This window comes from Sneathiella glossodoripedis JCM 23214 (genome assembly GCF_000616095.1).
Classification (GTDB): domain Bacteria; phylum Pseudomonadota; class Alphaproteobacteria; order Sneathiellales; family Sneathiellaceae; genus Sneathiella; species Sneathiella glossodoripedis.
Map to the genome: position 1 here is coordinate 64,340 of NZ_BAMS01000004.1, position 17,731 is coordinate 82,070.

A 17,731-nucleotide genomic window follows, 5' to 3' on the forward strand; every position below is an offset into this window, starting at 1 on the left:
AAATATCGTTAGAGATACGCTATTCAGGAACATACTTGAAGGCGCGCAAAGGGAAGCAGGAAATGTCCGTAAATGAAGTTTATCCAGTGCCGGCAGAGACAGCGAATACGGCGTGGATTGATAACGCAAAATATGAAGCTATGTATAACGCCTCCATCGAAAACCCGGAAAAATTTTGGGCGGAACATGGAAAACGCGTGGACTGGATAAAGCCTTATACAAAAGTCAAAGACGTTTCCTATGAAGAGAAAGATCTTCACATCAAGTGGTTCGAGGATGGCACATTAAATGTCAGTGCCAATTGTCTGGATCGACATCTCGCTAAAAGGGCGGATCAGACTGCTATCATATGGGAAGGCGATGAACCCACTGATGATAAAACTCTGACCTACAGAGAGCTTCACGCGGAAGTTTGCAAGCTTGCTAACGCTATGAAGGGGCAAGGCATTAACAAGGGTGATCGGGTTACGATCTACATGCCAATGATTGTCGAGGCTGCTGTTGCAATGCTGGCTTGTGCTCGCATTGGTGCCATTCATTCTGTTGTGTTTGGCGGTTTCTCCCCCGATGCATTGGCCGGTAGAATTCAGGATTGCGAGTCCAACTGTATCATAACTGCCGATGAAGGCGTTCGCGGCGGACGTATAGTCCCATTGAAGGTGAACACAGACAAGGCGCTGGAGAGTTGCCCTGACTGCAAAACTTGTATCGTTGTTAAACGAACAGGTAATCCTATCAATTGGGTAGAGGGACGGGATCACTGGTACCATGAGATTACCGCCAACGTTCCAGCGGAATGCGAACCGGAAGAAATGAATGCAGAAGACCCGCTTTTCATTTTGTATACCTCTGGGTCCACTGGTAAGCCAAAAGGCGTGTTACACACTAGTGGCGGATATCTGGTATATGCCTCAATGACGCACCAGTATGTGTTTGATTATCATGATGGTGATATTTACTGGTGTACTGCGGATGTGGGGTGGGTGACCGGCCATAGCTATATACTTTACGGACCGCTTGCTAACGGTGCGACAACACTCATGTTTGAGGGGGTTCCCAATTATCCGAACATGTCCCGGTTCTGGGATGTGTGTGACAAGCATAACGTCAATATTTTCTATACTGCCCCGACTGCAATTCGGGCGCTTATGCAGGCCGGTGATGAACCCGTAAAAGCAACCTCCCGAAAATCACTGCGGTTACTTGGTTCTGTTGGAGAGCCGATTAATCCTGAAGCCTGGCGGTGGTATCACGAAGTCGTTGGTGATAAGCGTTGCCCCATCGTTGATACATGGTGGCAAACTGAAACAGGTGGCATTCTGATCACACCGCTACCCGGTGCAACCGACTTGAAACCCGGCTCGGCAACGCGTCCTTTTTTTGGTGTCGATCCGGTAATGGTTGACAATGATGGTAAGGAACTCGAAGGCGAGTGTGAAGGCGTACTATGCATTCGTGATAGTTGGCCGGGACAAATGAGAACTGTCTATGGTGACCATGAGCGTTTCTTCCAGACATACTTTGCAACCTTCCCCGGCAAATATTTTTCAGGTGATGGTGCTCGGCGGGATGCCGATGGATATTACTGGATTACGGGGCGCGTGGATGACGTGATAAATGTGTCTGGGCATCGTATGGGAACAGCGGAAGTAGAGAGTGCTCTTGTTGCCCATCCAAAAGTAACAGAGGCCGCAGTTGTTGGGTATCCGCATGATATTAAAGGACAGGGTATTTACGCCTATGTGACACTGGCCATGGGTGAAGAGCCAAGCGATGCATTGAGAAAAGAGCTTGTCACGTGGGTTCGACAGGAAATTGGTCCCATTGCTGCTCCTGACTTAATTCAGTGGGCGCCAGGTCTACCGAAGACGCGTTCAGGGAAAATTATGCGCCGGATATTACGGAAGGTTGCTGAAGACGATTTTGGCAGCCTTGGGGATACATCCACGCTAGCGGATCCATCAGTCGTGGACGAGTTGATTGAAAATAGAATGAATAGAAAATAAGACTATCTGCGCCAGTGTGTTACGTAGCAGCGTTTTGCAGCGTAGCCATACTGGCGCTTTTGAGCTACACTTCATATTAATTGAGTGTGGCTTTTATTGTGTTCGTGTCCAAAATATTAAATAATGAATGCGAATAGGGGCCATGTCGCTGTGTCTTGGGAGGGAACGCGACACTATGTCAAATACAGTGCTAGTCGTTGAAGATGAGCCAAATATAGTATTATCTCTGCAATTTGTTATGCGACAGGCAGGGTACACAGTGCGTGTTGCTTCAGATGGAGAGCAGGCGCTGAAGGCTGTCGCCGAGTATGTGCCTGATTTGGTGTTGTTGGATATTATGTTGCCCAAACGTGACGGTTTCGCTGTTTGCGAGGAAATTCGAAATAATCCAGCCTGCAAGAATGTTAAAATCATTATGTTGTCTGCCAAAAGTAGAGAGGCCGATCGGGAGCGAGCCTTGAAGCTGGGGGCTGACGAATTTATGACCAAGCCTTTTTCCACCCGAGAATTGGGTGACCTGGCGAAACGGTTACTCAAGATTGAAATTTCCTGAGTGAGCCTCTCGGTTATAAGGGGGCAATAAATGCAACGAACCGGACGAAAAAAAGAGTGGGCAATTTTTGTGTTTTGCCTTTTTTTTCTGGGCATCACGCCACCTGTTTTAATGGTATTTGATAAACCGACTCTGGTTTTCAGCTTTCCTCTTAGTTTTTTGTATTTATATGGGTTTTGGGCGTTAGTGATCGTTTTTATTGCGATCGGAGCCCGAAAAAGGCAAATGCATGATGCTGCGAAAATGCAAATGCCAACCCCCTCGAATGACACCATTTTAAATGAAAGTTTGGGGGCTGAGGATGCCAAGTAGCGTTGTCATCACGGCCTCTTTTTTATATTTGGGCTTATTGTTTGCAATTGCGCATTATGTGGACACACGCAGTAGCCTGAAGAACGTATTGTCGAGAAATCCGTATATTTATACGCTGTCAATTGCGGTGTTTTGTACTTCATGGACTTATTATGGAAGTGTTGGCCGAGCCGCTACATCAGGTTTGGATTTTCTTCCCATATATCTGGGGCCAACATTGGTTTTTGTTCTGTGGTCATTTATCTGGATAAAAATTATTCGGATATGCAAGCAGAACAGAATTACTTCAATAGCGGATTTTATAGCGTCGAGATATGGGAAACGATCAGTTGGTGGTTGGTAACTATAATTGCAGTGATTGGGACGATGCCATACATATCACTCCAATTAAAATCAATCGCGACCAGTTTTCGAATATTGATTACCTATTCGGGCGGTGGCAAAATTCCGGAAATTCCTATTGAACCTATATTTTTTATCGATACGACGTTCATCGTAGCGATTGCTCTTGCGCTTTTTGCGATATTGTTTGGTACCCGTCACATTGATGCAAGTGAACACCATGAAGGACTGGTTGCGGCGATTGCGTTTGAGTCTGTGGTGAAACTCGTAGCGTTCCTGTGTGTTGGAATTTTTGTGACCTATGGCATATTCGACGGCTTTGCAGACATATTTCAAAGGGCTTCTGTCGATCCCGAACTGGAGAGATTATTTACCGTAAATCAGGGAAATGATTACAGCCTGTGGATAACCATGATAATTCTATCGATGGCTGCTATCATATGTTTGCCGCGCCAGTTTTATATTACAGCCGTGGAAAATCCCGACGAAGGGTATGTGCGAAAAGCTACCTGGCTATTCCCTGCCTATCTTTTGGTGATCAATTTGTTTGTATTGCCGATCGCACTGGGAGGAAAACTTGCGTTCGCAAGCGCAGCTGTGGATGCTGATATGTTCGTGCTGACCGTACCCCTTTATTATGATCATGGGACCATTTCCCTAATCGCATTTTTAGGAGGTCTCTCTGCGGCGACCTCAATGGTGATTGTGGCAGCGATTGCACTTGCAACAATGGTGTGCAACGATCTGGTTATGCCAATACTTCTTCGGTGGAAATGGTTTAAAGCAGATAAAAATACCGATTTGACCGGGTTGCTGCTGGCGATACGCAGAGGCAGTATTCTGATTATCCTTATACTCGGGTATGGCTATTATCGTTTTGCAAGTGAGTCCTATTCGTTGGTGACAATTGGTCTAGTGTCTTTTGCCGCTGCCGCGCAATTCGCTCCTGCAATAATCGGGGGAATATTTTGGAAAAATGGAACCTTTAATGGTGCAATTGTTGGGTTATCTCTCGGATTTATTGTCTGGATGTATACTCTATTTTTACCCTCACTTGCGCAGTCAGGATGGTTGCCGATCAGTTTTATTGAGCAGGGGCCGTTCGGTCTTAGCTGGTTAAAACCTTACTCTTTGTTGGGACTTGAAGGTTTTGATCGCTTAACCCATGCCTTGATCTGGTCAATGATGTTCAATGTCGGTGGATATTGGGTAATTTCCTTATTGAGTCACCAAACAGCAATTGAGCGAATTCAGGCAAAATTATTTGTGGACGTGTTTAAGCTCACAGAACGTGGTAACGACAATACCTATTGGAAGGGGTCTGTAACCGTCGAAGAGCTTCAGCAGTTGGTAGGGAGATTTGTTGGGGTCGGCCGCGTCGCGGAAGCCTTCGATCAATTTGCCCAGGAACGCAGTATTACACTTCGAAAAAATCAGGTGGTAGACGCTCCTCTGCTGGAATATGCGGAGCGACTGCTGGCAGGGTCTATCGGATCAGCCACGGCAAGGGTATTGATCGGCTCTATCGTCAAGGGCGAAATTGTGAGTATTGATGAGGTTTATCGCATTCTGGATGAGACCAGCCAGGTGATTGAATATAGCCATCGGTTGGAGCAAAAATCAGCAGAACTGGAAGAGGCCACCCGGCAATTACAGTTGGCCAATGATCGTTTGAAGGAACTGGATTCACTAAAGGATGATTTTTTGTCCATGGTTAGCCACGAGTTACGTACGCCGTTGACTAGTTTGCGAGCTTTTGGAGAGATTTTGTCGGACAATCCGGATGTTCCAATTGAGGAGAGAGCTCGGTTTTTGGGAATAATTATTACCGAAAGTGAGAGATTAACTCGTTTGATTGATCAATTGCTGGACCTTGCCAAGATGGAGGCAGGAAGAATGGATTGGCAGCTGGCAGAGGTCGACTTGGTGTCAACAATCGATGAAGCGGTTACAGCGCTAAACGGCCTGATTAAGGAGAAGGAAATTATACTAACCACAGACATACCTGAGAGTCTCCCGTCGGTTCAGGCAGACAGGGATCAGTTAATTCAATTGGTCATTAATTTGGTCTCAAACGCGATAAAGTTTTGTAACCCACGGAATGGTAAAATCCATCTTTCAGTGTGCCGCGACAATGATTGGATCAAAATATCGGTTTTGGATAATGGAATGGGCGTTCCCGCTCCACTTAAAGAGAAGATCTTTGAGCGCTTTCATCAAAGCGTATCAGCAACAGGCAACAAGCCACAAGGTTCCGGTTTGGGATTGGCGATTTGCAGGCAGATCGTAACATATCTAGGAGGTGAAATCTGGGCTGAAAATAGCCAGCAAGGAGGCGCATGCTTCACTTTTACACTTCCGCTCCAAGCTGAAACCGTTGACAAAAAAATCAAGACTGACGCTTAGAAGCCGATAGTCGCTCGGTAGATCATTGACGCGCCGATTAATAAAATGAGGCTTAAAACCACCTTGCGGAATAATTCCTGATCGACTTTCTTGCGAAGTTGCGTTCCCAGCCATATGAAAAACATGATCGGTACCATTCCCAGAAGGCCGTATACTGCCTCAAGAAGGCCAAGGTGGTCTGTCCGCTGAAGGCAAATGGCAAGTAGGGTGCTGCCGCTAAATAAAAGTACGCTAACAGCGGAAACAAAACGCTCTTTTTCAAGTCCGACAGCTACCAGAAAGAATATTGGCATGATGGCAAACAAGGATGTCATGCCACCAATTATGCCTGAAAAAACTCCGATAACAGGTGCTATAAAGGCCTGCTTCGTTTTTACAAAATCAAAGGTCAGCCCCAGTAACTCCATCGAAGTGACTAAGATTAACACGATACCCAAAATAATGGACAAAGTATTGGTGTCTGCAACTGCGAGAAAATATACGCCAATTGGCAGGGTTACGAGAACCGTCAGATAGAGTGACCAGTGTCGCGCAACTGATCCTTTGACATCGCCAGCAATGAGCATTTGGTAGAGGTTGCTCAAGACTAAAGGGACCGCCAATACTGAAATGGCTGTTGGAAGAGGTAGTACCATGATTAAAATTGGTACTGATACAGTCGGCAATCCGAAAGAACTAATGCCCTTAACAAGAGCACCCAAGCTTAAGGCTAGGCAGATCACTGCAAAGTGGATGATGTTAAAATCGGTTATTAATTGATCTATCAATGGGGTCATAGGAGATAGGATTGTCTGGTTGTTCTTTTTTTCTACAGTAGCTCAATCTGGATACAGATGAACAGTTAATTGTTTGAAATGCACCGTTTTGGCTGAAAGTTTTCATTTGGTTGCCTATAGTGGTTTTCGGGATCATTATTAGTGATATAAATTTGCCTCGGCAATCTGCCACCATCGGGCGCAAGAAAAAGGAAAGATTATGAAGTTATTGCGTGTTGGCCCAAGAGGTCAGGAGAAACCAGCCATATTGGATCAGGACGGTGCCGTCCGGAGCCTGGAAGGTATTGTTTCAGATATTGATGGTGCTGTACTCGGCGATGAGGCGTTGAGTAAGCTGGCGGCAGTTGATATTGCAAGTTTGCCAAAAATTGCTGAAGGAACACGAATTGGCCCCTGTGTTGGGAGTGTGGGCAAATTCATTTGTATTGGATTGAATTACTCGGATCATGCGGAAGAAACCGGTAATCCCATTCCAAAAGAACCGATTGTTTTCATGAAAGCGACTTCAGCGATTTGTGGCCCAAATGATGATATTGAGATTCCACGGGGATCGCAGAAGACCGACTGGGAAGTTGAATTGGGCGTCGTAATTGGCAAGAGGGCGAAGTATGTTTCCGTTGATGATGCGCTTTCATATGTTGCGGGCTATTGCACCGTGAATGATGTATCTGAACGCGCATTTCAGACAGAGCGCTCTGGTCAGTGGGTAAAAGGAAAAAGTCACGATACTTTCGGCCCGATAGGTCCCTGGTTGGTTACTCGTGATGAAATTCCCGATACAGGTAATCTATCTATGTATCTGGAGGTAGACGGGCATCGCTATCAGTCCGGAACAACACAAACCATGATTTTTGATGTGCCAACAATCATATCTCATCTCACAGAATTTATGACGCTGGAACCAGGCGATATAATTTCCACAGGAACGCCGCCAGGTGTTGGAATGGGTGTGAAACCGGAACCTGTATATCTAAAAGAAGGTCAAACAATGATCTTGGAAGTCGAAGGTTTGGGGCGTCAAACTCAAAAAACAATCGCGGCAAAACCCTAATAACAACAAAAGGGAGGGTAAAATGGAGTTAACGGCAAAGCCTGAAAAAATGGGATTATCTGCTGCGCGTCTTGAAAATATCACTGAATGGATGCAGCGATATGTCGAAGAGGGAAAGTTGCCTGCAGCGCAGACTCTTTTAATGCGTGGAGGTGAAGTCGTTTACTCCAACTGGACAGGTTATGCGGATATTGACGCGCGGAAAAAATGGAATGTGGACACCATCGCGCGTTTTTATTCGATGACCAAACCTGTCACTTCACTGGCTTTGATGACTCTTTATGAGCAGGGGCTTTTCCATCTGGACGACCCTGTTGAAGAGTTTATTCCGGAATTTAAAGACATACGGGTTTTGCGTTCCAACGCTCAAACTATTGATGATACGGAACCGGCTAAAGTCAAGCTGACTATCAGGCACCTTTTAACGCATTGCTCAGGGTTGACCTATGACTTCAATTTGGGTGTACTGGAAAGCGAGTACGCTGCGCAGAAAATGAACTTTGGTCCGAAATCAGGGGCGCTGGAAAGTGAAATCCGTCGTCTGGCCAGCTTACCGTTGAAGTTTGAGCCAGGTAGTCGCTGGAATTATGGTGTGTCGACCGATGTCGTTGGGCGACTGGTGGAAATAATTTCAGGGCAGCCTCTGGATAAATTCCTCTCTGCTAAAATTCTTCAGCCACTAGGAATGAAAGATACTTCCTTTTCAATTTCGGATGGCAAGTTGGAGCGGCTTGCAAACAGCTACACACCGGATTCCGAAGGGAAGCTTAAATTGGTCGATAGTGCTGAAAATACGGTTTATGCATCTGAGAAGGTAAAATGCCTGTCTGGTGGAGGTGGCCTGTTGTCCACTGTCGCTGACTATCGGAAATTTGCTGAACTTGTCAGACGGCGTGGGGAATATAATGGGTATCGCCTGTTAGGTAGTCGAACGGTCGATTTTATTACAAGTAATCACATGCCGGGCGACTTGGCATCGATGGGACAACCCGTTTTTTCAGAAGTCTCATTTGAAGGGGTTGGATTTGGCCTTGGTGGTTGGGTTATGTTGGAGCCAGCAAAAGCTCAAATGATGGGATCTCCTGGTGACTTTGGATGGGGGGGCATGGCGAGTACTGTTTTTTGGGTGGACCCGATCGAAGATATGACCATTGTGTTTGCAACCCAGTTGTTACCATCCAGTTATTATCCGATCCGTAAGGAATTGAGGGCACTCGTTTATCAGTCCTTGATTGATTGACCGATTTATTCAGAAGTGTAACTAGGCAGGACAATTCGGGCACGCGTTCCATCGCCAGACTTACTGTCAATATCGACAGTACCATTTGACTGGTGAGCAAAACCATAGACCATACTCAGTCCAAGCCCGGTTCCCTTACCAACCTCCTTCGTTGTAAAGAAGGGCTCAAAGACGTGGGCGAGGGTTTGTGGATCCATTCCCTTACCCGTGTCAGTAACTTCAAGCCAGCTATAGCAACCCGGGGAAAGGTCAGGATATAGCTCTCTATTTGTATTGAGGTCCAGCATACCTGTGGAAATTCTTAGAATGCCGCCATTGGGCATTGCATCCCGTGAGTTAATACACAAATTCATCAAAGCGTTTTCCAGTTGGTTTGCATCTGCAAATACAGGTGGCGTCTCATCGTTAAACTCTGTTTCTATAACGATAGTTTCACCAAGCAGGCGATCAACCAGCGTCAATATTCCGCTAACCAGCTCGTTCAGGTTTACTGCGACCGGTCTTAACGATTGTTTACGTGAATAGGCCAGCAAGCGTTGCGTTAAAGTTGCTCCCTTTATAGCAGAAGCCTCAACTATTTTAAGATGGCTTTCCAGTTGCAGGTCTTTTTCAATTTTTTCTCTCGCCAGCTCTACATTGCCAAGAATTACCGCCAGTATGTTGTTGAAATCATGTGCGATGCCACCTGTCAGTTGGCCGAGTGCCTCCATTTTTTGTGACTGACGCAACTGTTCTTCCATCTGATGAGCCTGTTCATCAGCAATAATCTGATGAGTGATGTCGCGCCCGGCGCCTCTGTAGCCTTTAAACTCACCGTTATTGTCAAATATCGGCATCCCACTGATAGAAGCATATAAAACACTACCATCATTGCGGGTTGCGGCGTAGGTGAACTCCCTAAAAGGTTTATGATTTAAGATAATATCGTGATGCTCTCGCCAAACCTCTTCGTCTGCGTATTTCTCCAGTACTTCCATACGTGACTTGCCCATAAAGTCATCAGCAGATAAACCTGTCATTTCTTCAAAACGATCAGAGACATGATTGAAAATGTGATTTTCATCTGTTGCCCAAAACCAGTCGGATGCTGAACTAGCGAAGGCTTCGAATTGCTCTTCGCTTTTTCGAAGCGCATCTTCAATCTTTCGGCGCTCCTCTATTTCTGAACGTAATTCCTCTGTCCGTTGAGCGACATGCTGTTCGAGTGTTTCATGAGAAGCTTTTAAAACTTCTTCAGCTTCTTTGATTTGAGAAATGTCGTTTAGCCAAAAGACAATTTTGGGTTCATTTTCAATGATTATTGTTGTCCAGCTAATCAGCACCCAAACAGGCTCACCATTATGACGTTGAATTTGCATTTCTTTTGGTTTGACCCGACCGGTTCGTTTGAACTCCTCTACGAACGCTACTCTGTCTTCCGCTTTCCGCCAAAACTGGAAAGTCGTATCGCCCAACAGGTCTTCCGCTGGCATTTTTAACAGATTTGACAAGCTTTCATTCACGAATGAAATTTTGCCTGTTTTAATATCAGAAATTCCCAGCGCTACCGGGCTAGCAGCCAGCATATCACGTAACGAATTTTCGGATTCAATAATTTTTTTCTGCGCAGCTTTTTCTTCAGATTGATCGATAATCCAGAAAACTGAATAGGGAACACCATCGCGTTCCAAGTATCTTCCATAAATTTTTGCAGGAAAGGTTTCGCCGTTAAATTTTTTTAAGGACACGTCTGAAAGCGCGTAGCTTTTCTTTTCATCTAGTTGCGTTAGAATTTCCTGTCGGTTCTCAGGAACTTCCCAAAGAATTGTTGGCTCCAATCCAATTAATGTTCCGCCTGGGGGTTGAAAAAGATCAATAAGGCTCTTGTTTTCTAGGATGATTTTATCTGTCTGGAGGTTGGTCATACCAACGCTGATCGGACTAATGGAGAGGATTTCGTAAATGTCTTTTTCTGCCCGTTCACGATCTCTGATCTCTTCCGTGATTTGAGCAGTTCTTTGGCGTATCTGTTCTTCTAGATCTTGTGCTGCCAGTTTTAATTTGTTTTCGGCCTCCACCAATTCTGTGATTTCGGTTGCAATCCCAACTGTCGCAAAAACCTTTCCTTCTGAATCTTTCAAAGAAAACTTAACTGTAAGATGATCTTTAATTTCACCATTAACGTTTCTTTTGTCCTTAACAATGATCGGTAAATCCGAGTTGCGAACTTCTTGGTCGGCTTTCAAGTAGTCTTTCGCGATGTCTTCAGGAAAGATCTCTGTATCATGTTTGCCGATCATATATCCGTCTTCCCAGCCGAAAATATGGTTCAGCTTTCTACTGACGACTTGATATCTACTCTGCGTCCTTTACGAAAATATGCGCTGGGCTGTTCTCGACAATTCCCTGAAAAATCATTTTTGAGTATTCAAGCTCTTTTTCAGTTTTGCGCGTTTCAGTTACATCTAGTACAATCCCAATAATGCCCTGTACGTTTCCAATTTTGTCCTTAAGTGCAGTTTTTTGGAAAATTACATTTTTTATTTCACCGGAAGAACTCTCATTAATACTCTCCTCGATTTGGACTTCTCCAGTGTCAAAAATCTCATTGTCAAAATATTGAAACTGGTCAGCCAGTTCTTTTGACACAAGATCATGAGCCGTAAATCCTATAACGTCTTCGCGTTTACGGTCATAGAAATCAAGGAACGCTTGGTTACATGCGCGATATCTATGAGCCGTATCTTTGAAATAAGCGGGGGCTGGTATTGCATTTAAAATGAACTCGACGATTTCTGAACCGTTCAGCGTGACGAGATTGTCAGTAGGGTTAGTATTTCCGAATTCGAATTTACAAATTATATGATTATCAGAAAAGTTAAGCGTCAGTTTGCCTTTGTGAGAATACGAGCGCGTGTCAATGAGTTCTGCATTGTTCAGGACAAGAGGGGCGGGCGAAGGGTGCGCAAGAAAATTTTGTAGGGAATTGCATGTATTTTCGGAAACTAAATCAACTAACGCGTAGTCTGAATGTGAAGTGCCTTTCAGTATTGTGGTCTGAAAGGAGGCATTGGCATGCAGGATATCTCCTTCGCGTGTACAGATCGCAGCAGGGACATTAATTAGATCCAGTATCGTTTTGTCCAAGGTGGATATTTGGGTATCAGACACGTTACTCACTTACAGGTACCTAATTAATATTTGCAATTTTTCCGGGCACAAATTGAGAGTTCTCTGTTTTGCGGCGATCACTCGAACTATCGATGGTTGTTGGCCGGGGTAAATATAGTGTTACACAAGTTCCCTCACCTATATCACTTTCGATCTGAATATTTCCTAAAGATTGGGCGACAAATCCAAAAACCATAGCAAGCCCCATTCCACTTCCTTTACCAACATCCTTTGTAGTAAAAAATGGTTCCATGGATTTTTGCAACGTAAGTTTATCCATACCCGTGCCTGTATCTGCTACGGATACTCTGGCATATCCACCGGGTTGCATCATTCCTCCAACTCCATTTTGTGGCGTGTTGATTTCAAAATTCTCAGCGGTGATTGTTAAAGTACCACCTCCCGGCATTGCATCCCTGGCATTGATACACAGATTGATGATGGCGTTTTCAAACTGGGTGGAGTCTATAAATGCTTCGCAACCATTTTCATCCAAGTGGGTAACGACCTCAATGTCTCCACCTAACGTTCGCTTTAACATCCCGGACAAATTAGTGATGAGTTCATTTAAATTTACGACTTCAGGATGGAGCGCCTGTTTTCTGGAAAAGGCCAACAATTGCTGAGTAAGTACAGCTCCTTTTTCGCCGGACTTAATCGCAGACTCTACCATTTTTTTTAGGTGTGGGCTGTCTGTAAGTTCTTCTCCCAGAATTTCCAGGTTTCCGATTATGACTGCTAACAGGTTATTGAAGTCATGTGCAATCCCACCTGTGAGCTGACCAACGGCTTCCATCTTTTGCGACTGTCTCAATTTGTCCTGAGTTTCTTCAAAAGCCATGTTCTGTAGATAGCTTGCCGTTATATCTGCTGCAGAGCCTAAATACCCCTCAAATCGACCGTGAGAGTCGTACTTTGCGCTGCCAAAAAAGGATAATATGATGGGTTTTTCAAATTCTGAGAATTTAATCTGGATATCTCGAAAATCACGAGGATTCTCAACGATATCTCTTATAATAGTTGTAAGTTCCGGTGTGCTTCTGTCTAGAAACAACTTCGCTAAATTCTTGCCATTTAGACGGAGCTTGCTTTCTAACTTGATTGACTGCTGATCCGACGAAATCAATTCAATTTGAAAATTTTTGTCGGTCTTCCAAAAAATATCTGAGCTAATTTTAGCCAATGTTTCGAACATTAGCATGCTTTCTTCTTTTTGCTCTTCAGCTAGCCTGCGATGCTCAAGGTTACTTCCCAGTAATTTTAGGGCTTTATTGATACCTTTTGTGAGAGTACCCAGTTCATCCTGTTCATGTGATTTCGGTGTCTGCAATAAACCCCGCTCCGGATGCTCGATATCAATTTTACTAATGCGTTCAGCGATTTGAGCAATTGGTTTGGTGAGGGTGTGATAAAAAACAATAATTAAGGCCAAAGCCAGAATTAGGTTTCTTGCAAAACCGGCGGTCAAAACAAACACAGCTCTGTCCAGAAAGGTTTGCGTTAAATATGTCGCGTCCAAGCGAACTTGAATCAGGCCTGTAACGGTCCGTTTGTCGTCCAGTATGAGGGGGAGTTCGTATAGCTTTTGAACATCGAAAATCCACTCTGCGAGTCCTGTCAGGTTTTCATTTTGTTTTTCTCTGGTTTTTTGAGCGAGAAGCTCGTTTTGGCCTGAACCAAGAATTGCATATAAATATCCCTCGCTAATCTGAGGGTTTTCGAACAATCCGTTTAAGACTTTACTTGATAAGTCTGTACTTAGGTTATAGGCGGCTTTAGTCGCGGGATCCCGCATGCTTCCCAGAATATGTTCAATATTTTTTTGTGTCCCTTCATGTTGCTGGGCCAGATCATGTAAAAGCTGGGAAAAGCTAAAAACAAAACCCACCAAAACGGCTGCAATCAGAGCAGTTTTGGCCTGTTTCATCGCGATACTGTTTTTCAGCTTTTTCCGCATTTACGGTCACATGTCCAATCGTGGCCGCTTAAACCAAGCGAGCCAATTGATACAGTAGTATAACCATTATTTAATATAAGTTAAGAAGCGCACAATTGCGGAGCTATAAATTTTTGGCAGAACATCACAAAACAGAGTTAAACAGTTGCTCCCAATTATTTAAAGCCTGTTCTTTTGTAAAACTTTTCTGATAGGCGTTCAGACCATTTTGTTGGATGGATTTAAACAAGGATCTATCTTGAATTAAGGTATTAATATTTTCTGATAGCTGATCACTATCCTCTATATTACTTAACAAGCCTGTTGATCCGTGTTCTATATAGCCGATGGGCCTTGCGCGCGCGCGGCTGCGATTGGGGTTTTAGATGCCCAGCTTTCCAGAATTACATTGCCAAAACCCTCCTGACGAGAGGGGAAGACAATTATATCGGCGCTAGCCAGCAACGCTTCCTTGTCAGTTCGCCAACCCAAGAATTTAACCCGGCCGATTAGGCCTAATTCACTCGCAAGTGATTTAAGTTTCTGTTCCTCAGGGCCTTCACCAGCTATCCACATGTAAGCCTCTGGGATATTTTTCAGGGCTCTGATCGCTATATCAAAGCCTTTTATCGGATGCAGGCGTCCGAGCAGTAGTAATAATGGGACTTCCTCCGGTGTGGAATATTCGGCTCGACTTAGAGGTGGCTGCGGATGATAGTCCAGAAAATTAGGAACGTAGTGCACCTTGTTTTGGGGCCAACCCTGTTGGATGAGATATTCACACAGATGAGGTGTAATCCCGACAAGGTGATCACATTTTTTGAAATACTTTAGATTATAATAACCCCCTATTCGTGCAAATTTGGGAAAATTGCCCTTTGGCGTCATGGACGCCGCACGACTCATCCAGCTCAAATATATATCAGGTTTGTACCGATTAGCGATCTTTTGCAGCCTGAACGGTGTTAGTAGGTCCAATGCACCGCCAAATTTCAGCGGGTCAAATGCGATACCTGCTGCTTTGAGCTGTTGGTCGCGAGCAGGGTGAGACCTGCAAGCAACTTGCTGGTCCCAACCTGCTTGTTCAAATGCTGTGGCCAGATGCACAAAGAAATTTTCGGCGCCACCGTGCCCAGCACCGCCAATTGCCTGCATGAGTTTCATGTCGTTTCCCCTTACTTGGGTTATAGCAAGCTGGGCCGGTTTGTATAGCCAGTCTATTATTCGGTTTTACCTCCTTGGGCGATCCATCGCCCAAGCAGCAATCTTTCCTCTGGGGTCATTTCCGTAACATTGCCAAGCGGCATGGCATCGCTTTCCACCACTTGTTGCCGAATACGATTTATTTCGCGTTTGATCTGATCAACTGTTTCCAGCTTTACTGCCTTTGGTGCCACTTCAAAATCTGTATTGCTTGGTTTTTGGGCGTGGCAACTCACGCATCGTTCCTCGATGATGGCGTGAACAGTAGCAAAGGGGACGACAGGCCCTTCCGACAAGTCAATGGCTTTGGGTGCAGCAAAATATGCGACAAGAAAAAACAGAAGGAAAGAGAGGGGAAGCAAAAAGAAACCCTGCTTGGCCTTCCCTTGATTTTTCATGTTGAAAAAATGCCTGACAAGAATGCCAACAAGTGCCAGACCTGCTAGAACCAGCCAACTATATTCATGACCGAAAGTTCCGGGATAATGGTTGCTGATCATGATGAACAGCACTGGTAAAGTGAAATAGTTGTTATGCAAAGAACGTTGTTTTGCTTTTAATCCAGGTTCGGGGTCGGGAACTTCACCTTTTTCAGCTGCGGCTACCAAGGCACGTTGACCGGGCATAATAATCATCAACACATTGGCGGCCATTATGGTTCCTATAATGGCACCCACATGGATATATGCGCCTCTTCCGCTAAAGACTAACGAAAGCCCCCACGCTGCAGCAGTTAGCAATATAAAAAGGACCAGTCCAAAGACACCTTGATGTTGGATAAGTGGCGTCTTGCACAGGAAGTCATATATAACCCAGCCACCAACTAACGAGCCAAGACCAATTAGGATAGCTGCGTCCGTTGAAATATCGGCAACAGATTTATCAATGAGATAGATTTCAGCCCCAAAATAGTAAAGAACACAGAGAAGGGCGAAACCGCTTATCCAGGTAAAGTAGGCTTCGTATTTAAACCAATGAAGATGCGCAGGCAAAGTCGGGGGAGCTAGACGATATTTTTGAACTTCATAAAAACCACCACCATGGATCGCCCATAACTCACCGCCAACACCATCTTTGTCTTTGCGGCCATCTTTTTCCGGTGGCGTCAAGTTCATATCCAGCCAAATAAAGTAGAAAGAGGCACCAATCCACGCAATACCAGTTATGATGTGAATCCAGCGGATACCAAGATGGATCCACTCCATGACATCAAATCCCATTTTCCCACTCCCGAATAGGCAGCTCTTCAGCTGCATCCAACTCGTCACATATGTCTTGCAGTTTCGCGGATTTTCTGCATGATGAAAAGCCTGATAATGCACTATAACCTTTCAAAAATTATTTTAAAATAATGGCAAGCTTGTCTGATATGGCTGCCTTTGTGGCAGTGGTTGAAAAAGGGAGTTTCTCTCAGGCTGGAAGGGAATTGCGGCTCTCTACCGCCGTGATCAGTGCACGTGTTGCAAAGTTGGAGAGGGATTTAGGCATTCGGTTGTTGAACCGAACTACACGGCAAGTTGCCCCCACCGATGAGGCGTACGCCTATTTTGAGGATTGCAAAACTATTCTGGAGCAGGTCGAGCTTGCTGAAGCCAACTTATCAAGTCGACAGAATAATCCAAAGGGAACAATCAGAATATCTGCTCCAACTGTGTTCGGGCGCAAGTATGTGGCGCCAGCATTAGCAAAATTTCAGCAAAAATATGCGGATATCAACATTCATTTGCATTTGGCTGACAGTTTTGTCGATCCGCTCAAAGATGGTTTTGATCTTGTTATTCGAATTGGCAAGTTAGAAAACTCAAGTCTTATTGCGCGAAAACTTGCGGATAGTCCTCGTATTTTATGTGCGTCGCCATCCTATATTGAAAAACGGGGAATGCCTGAAAAAATTGAAGATCTTCTGGATCACAATTGCCTGCTACTGCGCTTTCCGGGATCCACGCAATTTCAGTGGGAATTTCGAAAGGGGGGCAGCACGGTTCGCTTGCCGATAACTGGTTCGCTAGAGAGTAATAATGGAGATGTCCTGCGAGAGTGGGCTCTTGAAGGGCTGGGGATAACACTCAAATCCCGCTGGGAGGTCATCACATTGTTGCGGGATAACAGGTTGATTGAAATACTTACCGATACGCCGCCAGCGCCGGTATCTATCAATGCTCTCTATCCTCTAGGAAAAATACTTCCGTTAAAGATGCAGCTTATTCTGGATTTCCTTTCGCAACAGTTTCAGGATTTTACAGGTGCCTAGGTTTGCCTGAGCTCAGGCATATGATGAGGACTTGCCGGGTTGAAGAACATGCCAAGCGAGAGGCTTTTCGCAATATTTTCTGCTTTCAAATAGATGAAATCGGCCTCATCTTTGGTAAAAAGTTCATCAAGGGTTGCACGAAACAGCTCCAGCCAATGAGAAAAGTCTGACGGCTCCACATGCTGCTGGAGGTTCATATGAACTGCCATGGGATTCCCACTGTAAACTCCACTTGTATTTAAAACCGACGACCAGAAACGATACATTTTTGGCAGATGGACGTGCCAGTTATCACCGATGCTGTTGTTAAAAATCGGGCCGAGGCGAGGATGTTTCTTTACACCCTCATAAAAACGATCAACCATTTCAACTATTTGCTCGTCACTGAAACGGACAGTTCTGTTCTTGCGGCGTTCGAAGTTCTGATCATGCATGGAAGGTTCCTTAAAAAGCTACGCCCGACTTTACTGCACTAAGGTACCATGTAAAATGTGACATTTAGTCC

15 protein-coding genes and 1 pseudogene are annotated in these 17,731 nt (G+C 44.9%); 8 read left to right on the plus strand and 8 right to left on the minus strand.

Features of this window, described 5'->3' with window-relative positions; genetic code table 11:
* Nucleotides 1-62 precede the first annotated feature (62 nt).
* The 5 genes from acs (at nt 63) to JCM23214_RS21180 (ending at nt 5,619) form a co-directional block, all read left to right on the plus strand.
* Nucleotides 63-2,006 carry an acetate--CoA ligase gene (acs, locus tag JCM23214_RS14865; protein WP_025899634.1) on the plus strand — a complete coding sequence of 648 codons (1,944 nt, stop codon included), beginning with the start codon at nt 63-65 and terminating at the stop codon, nt 2,004-2,006.
* 175 nt (nt 2,007-2,181) lie between these two features.
* Nucleotides 2,182-2,559: a response regulator transcription factor gene (locus tag JCM23214_RS14870; protein WP_025899635.1), complete on the plus strand. Its 378-nt coding sequence runs from the start codon at nt 2,182-2,184 to the stop codon at nt 2,557-2,559.
* A 30-nt stretch (nt 2,560-2,589) separates the two neighbouring features.
* A complete protein-coding gene (locus JCM23214_RS14875; protein WP_025899636.1) occupies nt 2,590-2,871 on the plus strand; it encodes a hypothetical protein in 282 nt (93 codons plus the stop codon).
* Nucleotides 2,861-3,214, plus strand: coding sequence for a hypothetical protein (locus JCM23214_RS24855; RefSeq protein ID WP_199899643.1), 354 nt, complete (start codon nt 2,861-2,863; stop codon nt 3,212-3,214). Before JCM23214_RS14875 ends, JCM23214_RS24855 begins: the two co-directional genes overlap by 11 nt.
* A gap of 23 nt (nt 3,215-3,237) precedes the next feature.
* Nucleotides 3,238-5,619: an ATP-binding protein gene (locus tag JCM23214_RS21180; protein WP_199899644.1), complete on the plus strand. Its 2,382-nt coding sequence runs from the start codon at nt 3,238-3,240 to the stop codon at nt 5,617-5,619.
* Here JCM23214_RS21180 and JCM23214_RS14885 read toward each other — a convergent pair.
* On the minus strand, nt 5,616-6,395 hold the full coding sequence (locus JCM23214_RS14885) for a sulfite exporter TauE/SafE family protein (protein WP_084264862.1): 780 nt from the start codon (nt 6,393-6,395) through the stop codon (nt 5,616-5,618). The genes JCM23214_RS21180 and JCM23214_RS14885 overlap by 4 nt on opposite strands.
* 199 nt (nt 6,396-6,594) lie before the next feature.
* Here JCM23214_RS14885 and JCM23214_RS14895 point away from each other — a divergent pair, with 199 nt between their 5' ends.
* Nucleotides 6,595-7,446 carry a fumarylacetoacetate hydrolase family protein gene (locus JCM23214_RS14895; protein WP_025899639.1) on the plus strand — a complete coding sequence of 284 codons (852 nt, stop codon included), beginning with the start codon at nt 6,595-6,597 and terminating at the stop codon, nt 7,444-7,446.
* A 22-nt stretch (nt 7,447-7,468) separates the two neighbouring features.
* Nucleotides 7,469-8,686: a serine hydrolase domain-containing protein gene (locus JCM23214_RS14900; protein ID WP_025899640.1), complete on the plus strand. Its 1,218-nt coding sequence runs from the start codon at nt 7,469-7,471 to the stop codon at nt 8,684-8,686.
* A 5-nt stretch (nt 8,687-8,691) separates the two neighbouring features.
* Here the strand turns inward: JCM23214_RS14900 and JCM23214_RS22780 are convergent, their stop codons facing one another.
* The 6 genes and pseudogenes from JCM23214_RS22780 to JCM23214_RS14925 form a co-directional block, all read right to left on the minus strand.
* The gene (locus tag JCM23214_RS22780; RefSeq protein WP_267879426.1) at nt 8,692-10,590 is read right to left on the minus strand and encodes a hybrid sensor histidine kinase/response regulator; all 1,899 of its coding nucleotides are present in this window, start codon (nt 10,588-10,590) and stop codon (nt 8,692-8,694) included.
* Between the two features lie 144 nt (nt 10,591-10,734).
* Nucleotides 10,735-11,007, minus strand: a pseudogene (locus JCM23214_RS26115) (PAS domain-containing protein); the annotation flags it as partial.
* 13 nt (nt 11,008-11,020) lie between these two features.
* Nucleotides 11,021-11,836, minus strand: a complete 816-nt coding sequence (locus tag JCM23214_RS14910; protein ID WP_025899642.1) for a PAS domain-containing protein — start codon at nt 11,834-11,836, stop codon at nt 11,021-11,023.
* A gap of 19 nt (nt 11,837-11,855) precedes the next feature.
* Nucleotides 11,856-13,313: an ATP-binding protein gene (locus JCM23214_RS22785; protein ID WP_159104374.1), complete on the minus strand. Its 1,458-nt coding sequence runs from the start codon at nt 13,311-13,313 to the stop codon at nt 11,856-11,858.
* 795 nt (nt 13,314-14,108) lie between these two features.
* Nucleotides 14,109-14,936 (minus strand): glycosyltransferase, encoded by an 828-nt coding sequence (locus tag JCM23214_RS21195; RefSeq protein ID WP_051548207.1) that lies wholly within the window; start codon nt 14,934-14,936, stop codon nt 14,109-14,111.
* Between the two features lie 56 nt (nt 14,937-14,992).
* The gene (locus tag JCM23214_RS14925) at nt 14,993-16,195 is read right to left on the minus strand and encodes a urate hydroxylase PuuD (protein WP_037493713.1); all 1,203 of its coding nucleotides are present in this window, start codon (nt 16,193-16,195) and stop codon (nt 14,993-14,995) included.
* A gap of 149 nt (nt 16,196-16,344) precedes the next feature.
* Between JCM23214_RS14925 and JCM23214_RS14930 the strand changes: the two genes are divergently transcribed.
* The gene (locus JCM23214_RS14930; protein WP_159104375.1) at nt 16,345-17,226 is read left to right on the plus strand and encodes a LysR family transcriptional regulator; all 882 of its coding nucleotides are present in this window, start codon (nt 16,345-16,347) and stop codon (nt 17,224-17,226) included.
* On the opposite strand, the gene JCM23214_RS14935 is transcribed toward JCM23214_RS14930, so the two are convergent.
* Nucleotides 17,223-17,660, minus strand: coding sequence for a group III truncated hemoglobin (locus tag JCM23214_RS14935; protein ID WP_025899646.1), 438 nt, complete (start codon nt 17,658-17,660; stop codon nt 17,223-17,225). The two genes, JCM23214_RS14930 and JCM23214_RS14935, sit on opposite strands and share 4 nt — an antisense overlap.
* Nucleotides 17,661-17,731: the final 71 nt, after the last annotated feature.

Excerpts from the sequence above, each read along its gene's own strand:
- acs (WP_025899634.1), top strand. The coding sequence starts at position 63 with ATGTCCGTAAATGAAGTTTATCCAGTGCCGGCAGAGACAGCGAATACG.
- JCM23214_RS14870 (WP_025899635.1), top strand. The coding sequence starts at position 2,182 with ATGTCAAATACAGTGCTAGTCGTTGAAGATGAGCCAAATATAGTATTA.
- JCM23214_RS14875 (WP_025899636.1), top strand. The coding sequence starts at position 2,590 with ATGCAACGAACCGGACGAAAAAAAGAGTGGGCAATTTTTGTGTTTTGC.
- JCM23214_RS24855 (WP_199899643.1), top strand. The coding sequence starts at position 2,861 with ATGCCAAGTAGCGTTGTCATCACGGCCTCTTTTTTATATTTGGGCTTA.
- JCM23214_RS21180 (WP_199899644.1), top strand. The coding sequence starts at position 3,238 with ATGCCATACATATCACTCCAATTAAAATCAATCGCGACCAGTTTTCGA.
- JCM23214_RS14885 (WP_084264862.1), bottom strand. The coding sequence starts at position 6,395 with ATGACCCCATTGATAGATCAATTAATAACCGATTTTAACATCATCCAC.
- JCM23214_RS14895 (WP_025899639.1), top strand. The coding sequence starts at position 6,595 with ATGAAGTTATTGCGTGTTGGCCCAAGAGGTCAGGAGAAACCAGCCATA.
- JCM23214_RS14900 (WP_025899640.1), top strand. The coding sequence starts at position 7,469 with ATGGAGTTAACGGCAAAGCCTGAAAAAATGGGATTATCTGCTGCGCGT.
- JCM23214_RS22780 (WP_267879426.1), bottom strand. The coding sequence starts at position 10,590 with ATGACCAACCTCCAGACAGATAAAATCATCCTAGAAAACAAGAGCCTT.
- JCM23214_RS21195 (WP_051548207.1), bottom strand. The coding sequence starts at position 14,936 with ATGAAACTCATGCAGGCAATTGGCGGTGCTGGGCACGGTGGCGCCGAA.
- JCM23214_RS14925 (WP_037493713.1), bottom strand. The coding sequence starts at position 16,195 with ATGGGATTTGATGTCATGGAGTGGATCCATCTTGGTATCCGCTGGATT.
- JCM23214_RS14930 (WP_159104375.1), top strand. The coding sequence starts at position 16,345 with ATGGCTGCCTTTGTGGCAGTGGTTGAAAAAGGGAGTTTCTCTCAGGCT.
- JCM23214_RS14935 (WP_025899646.1), bottom strand. The coding sequence starts at position 17,660 with ATGCATGATCAGAACTTCGAACGCCGCAAGAACAGAACTGTCCGTTTC.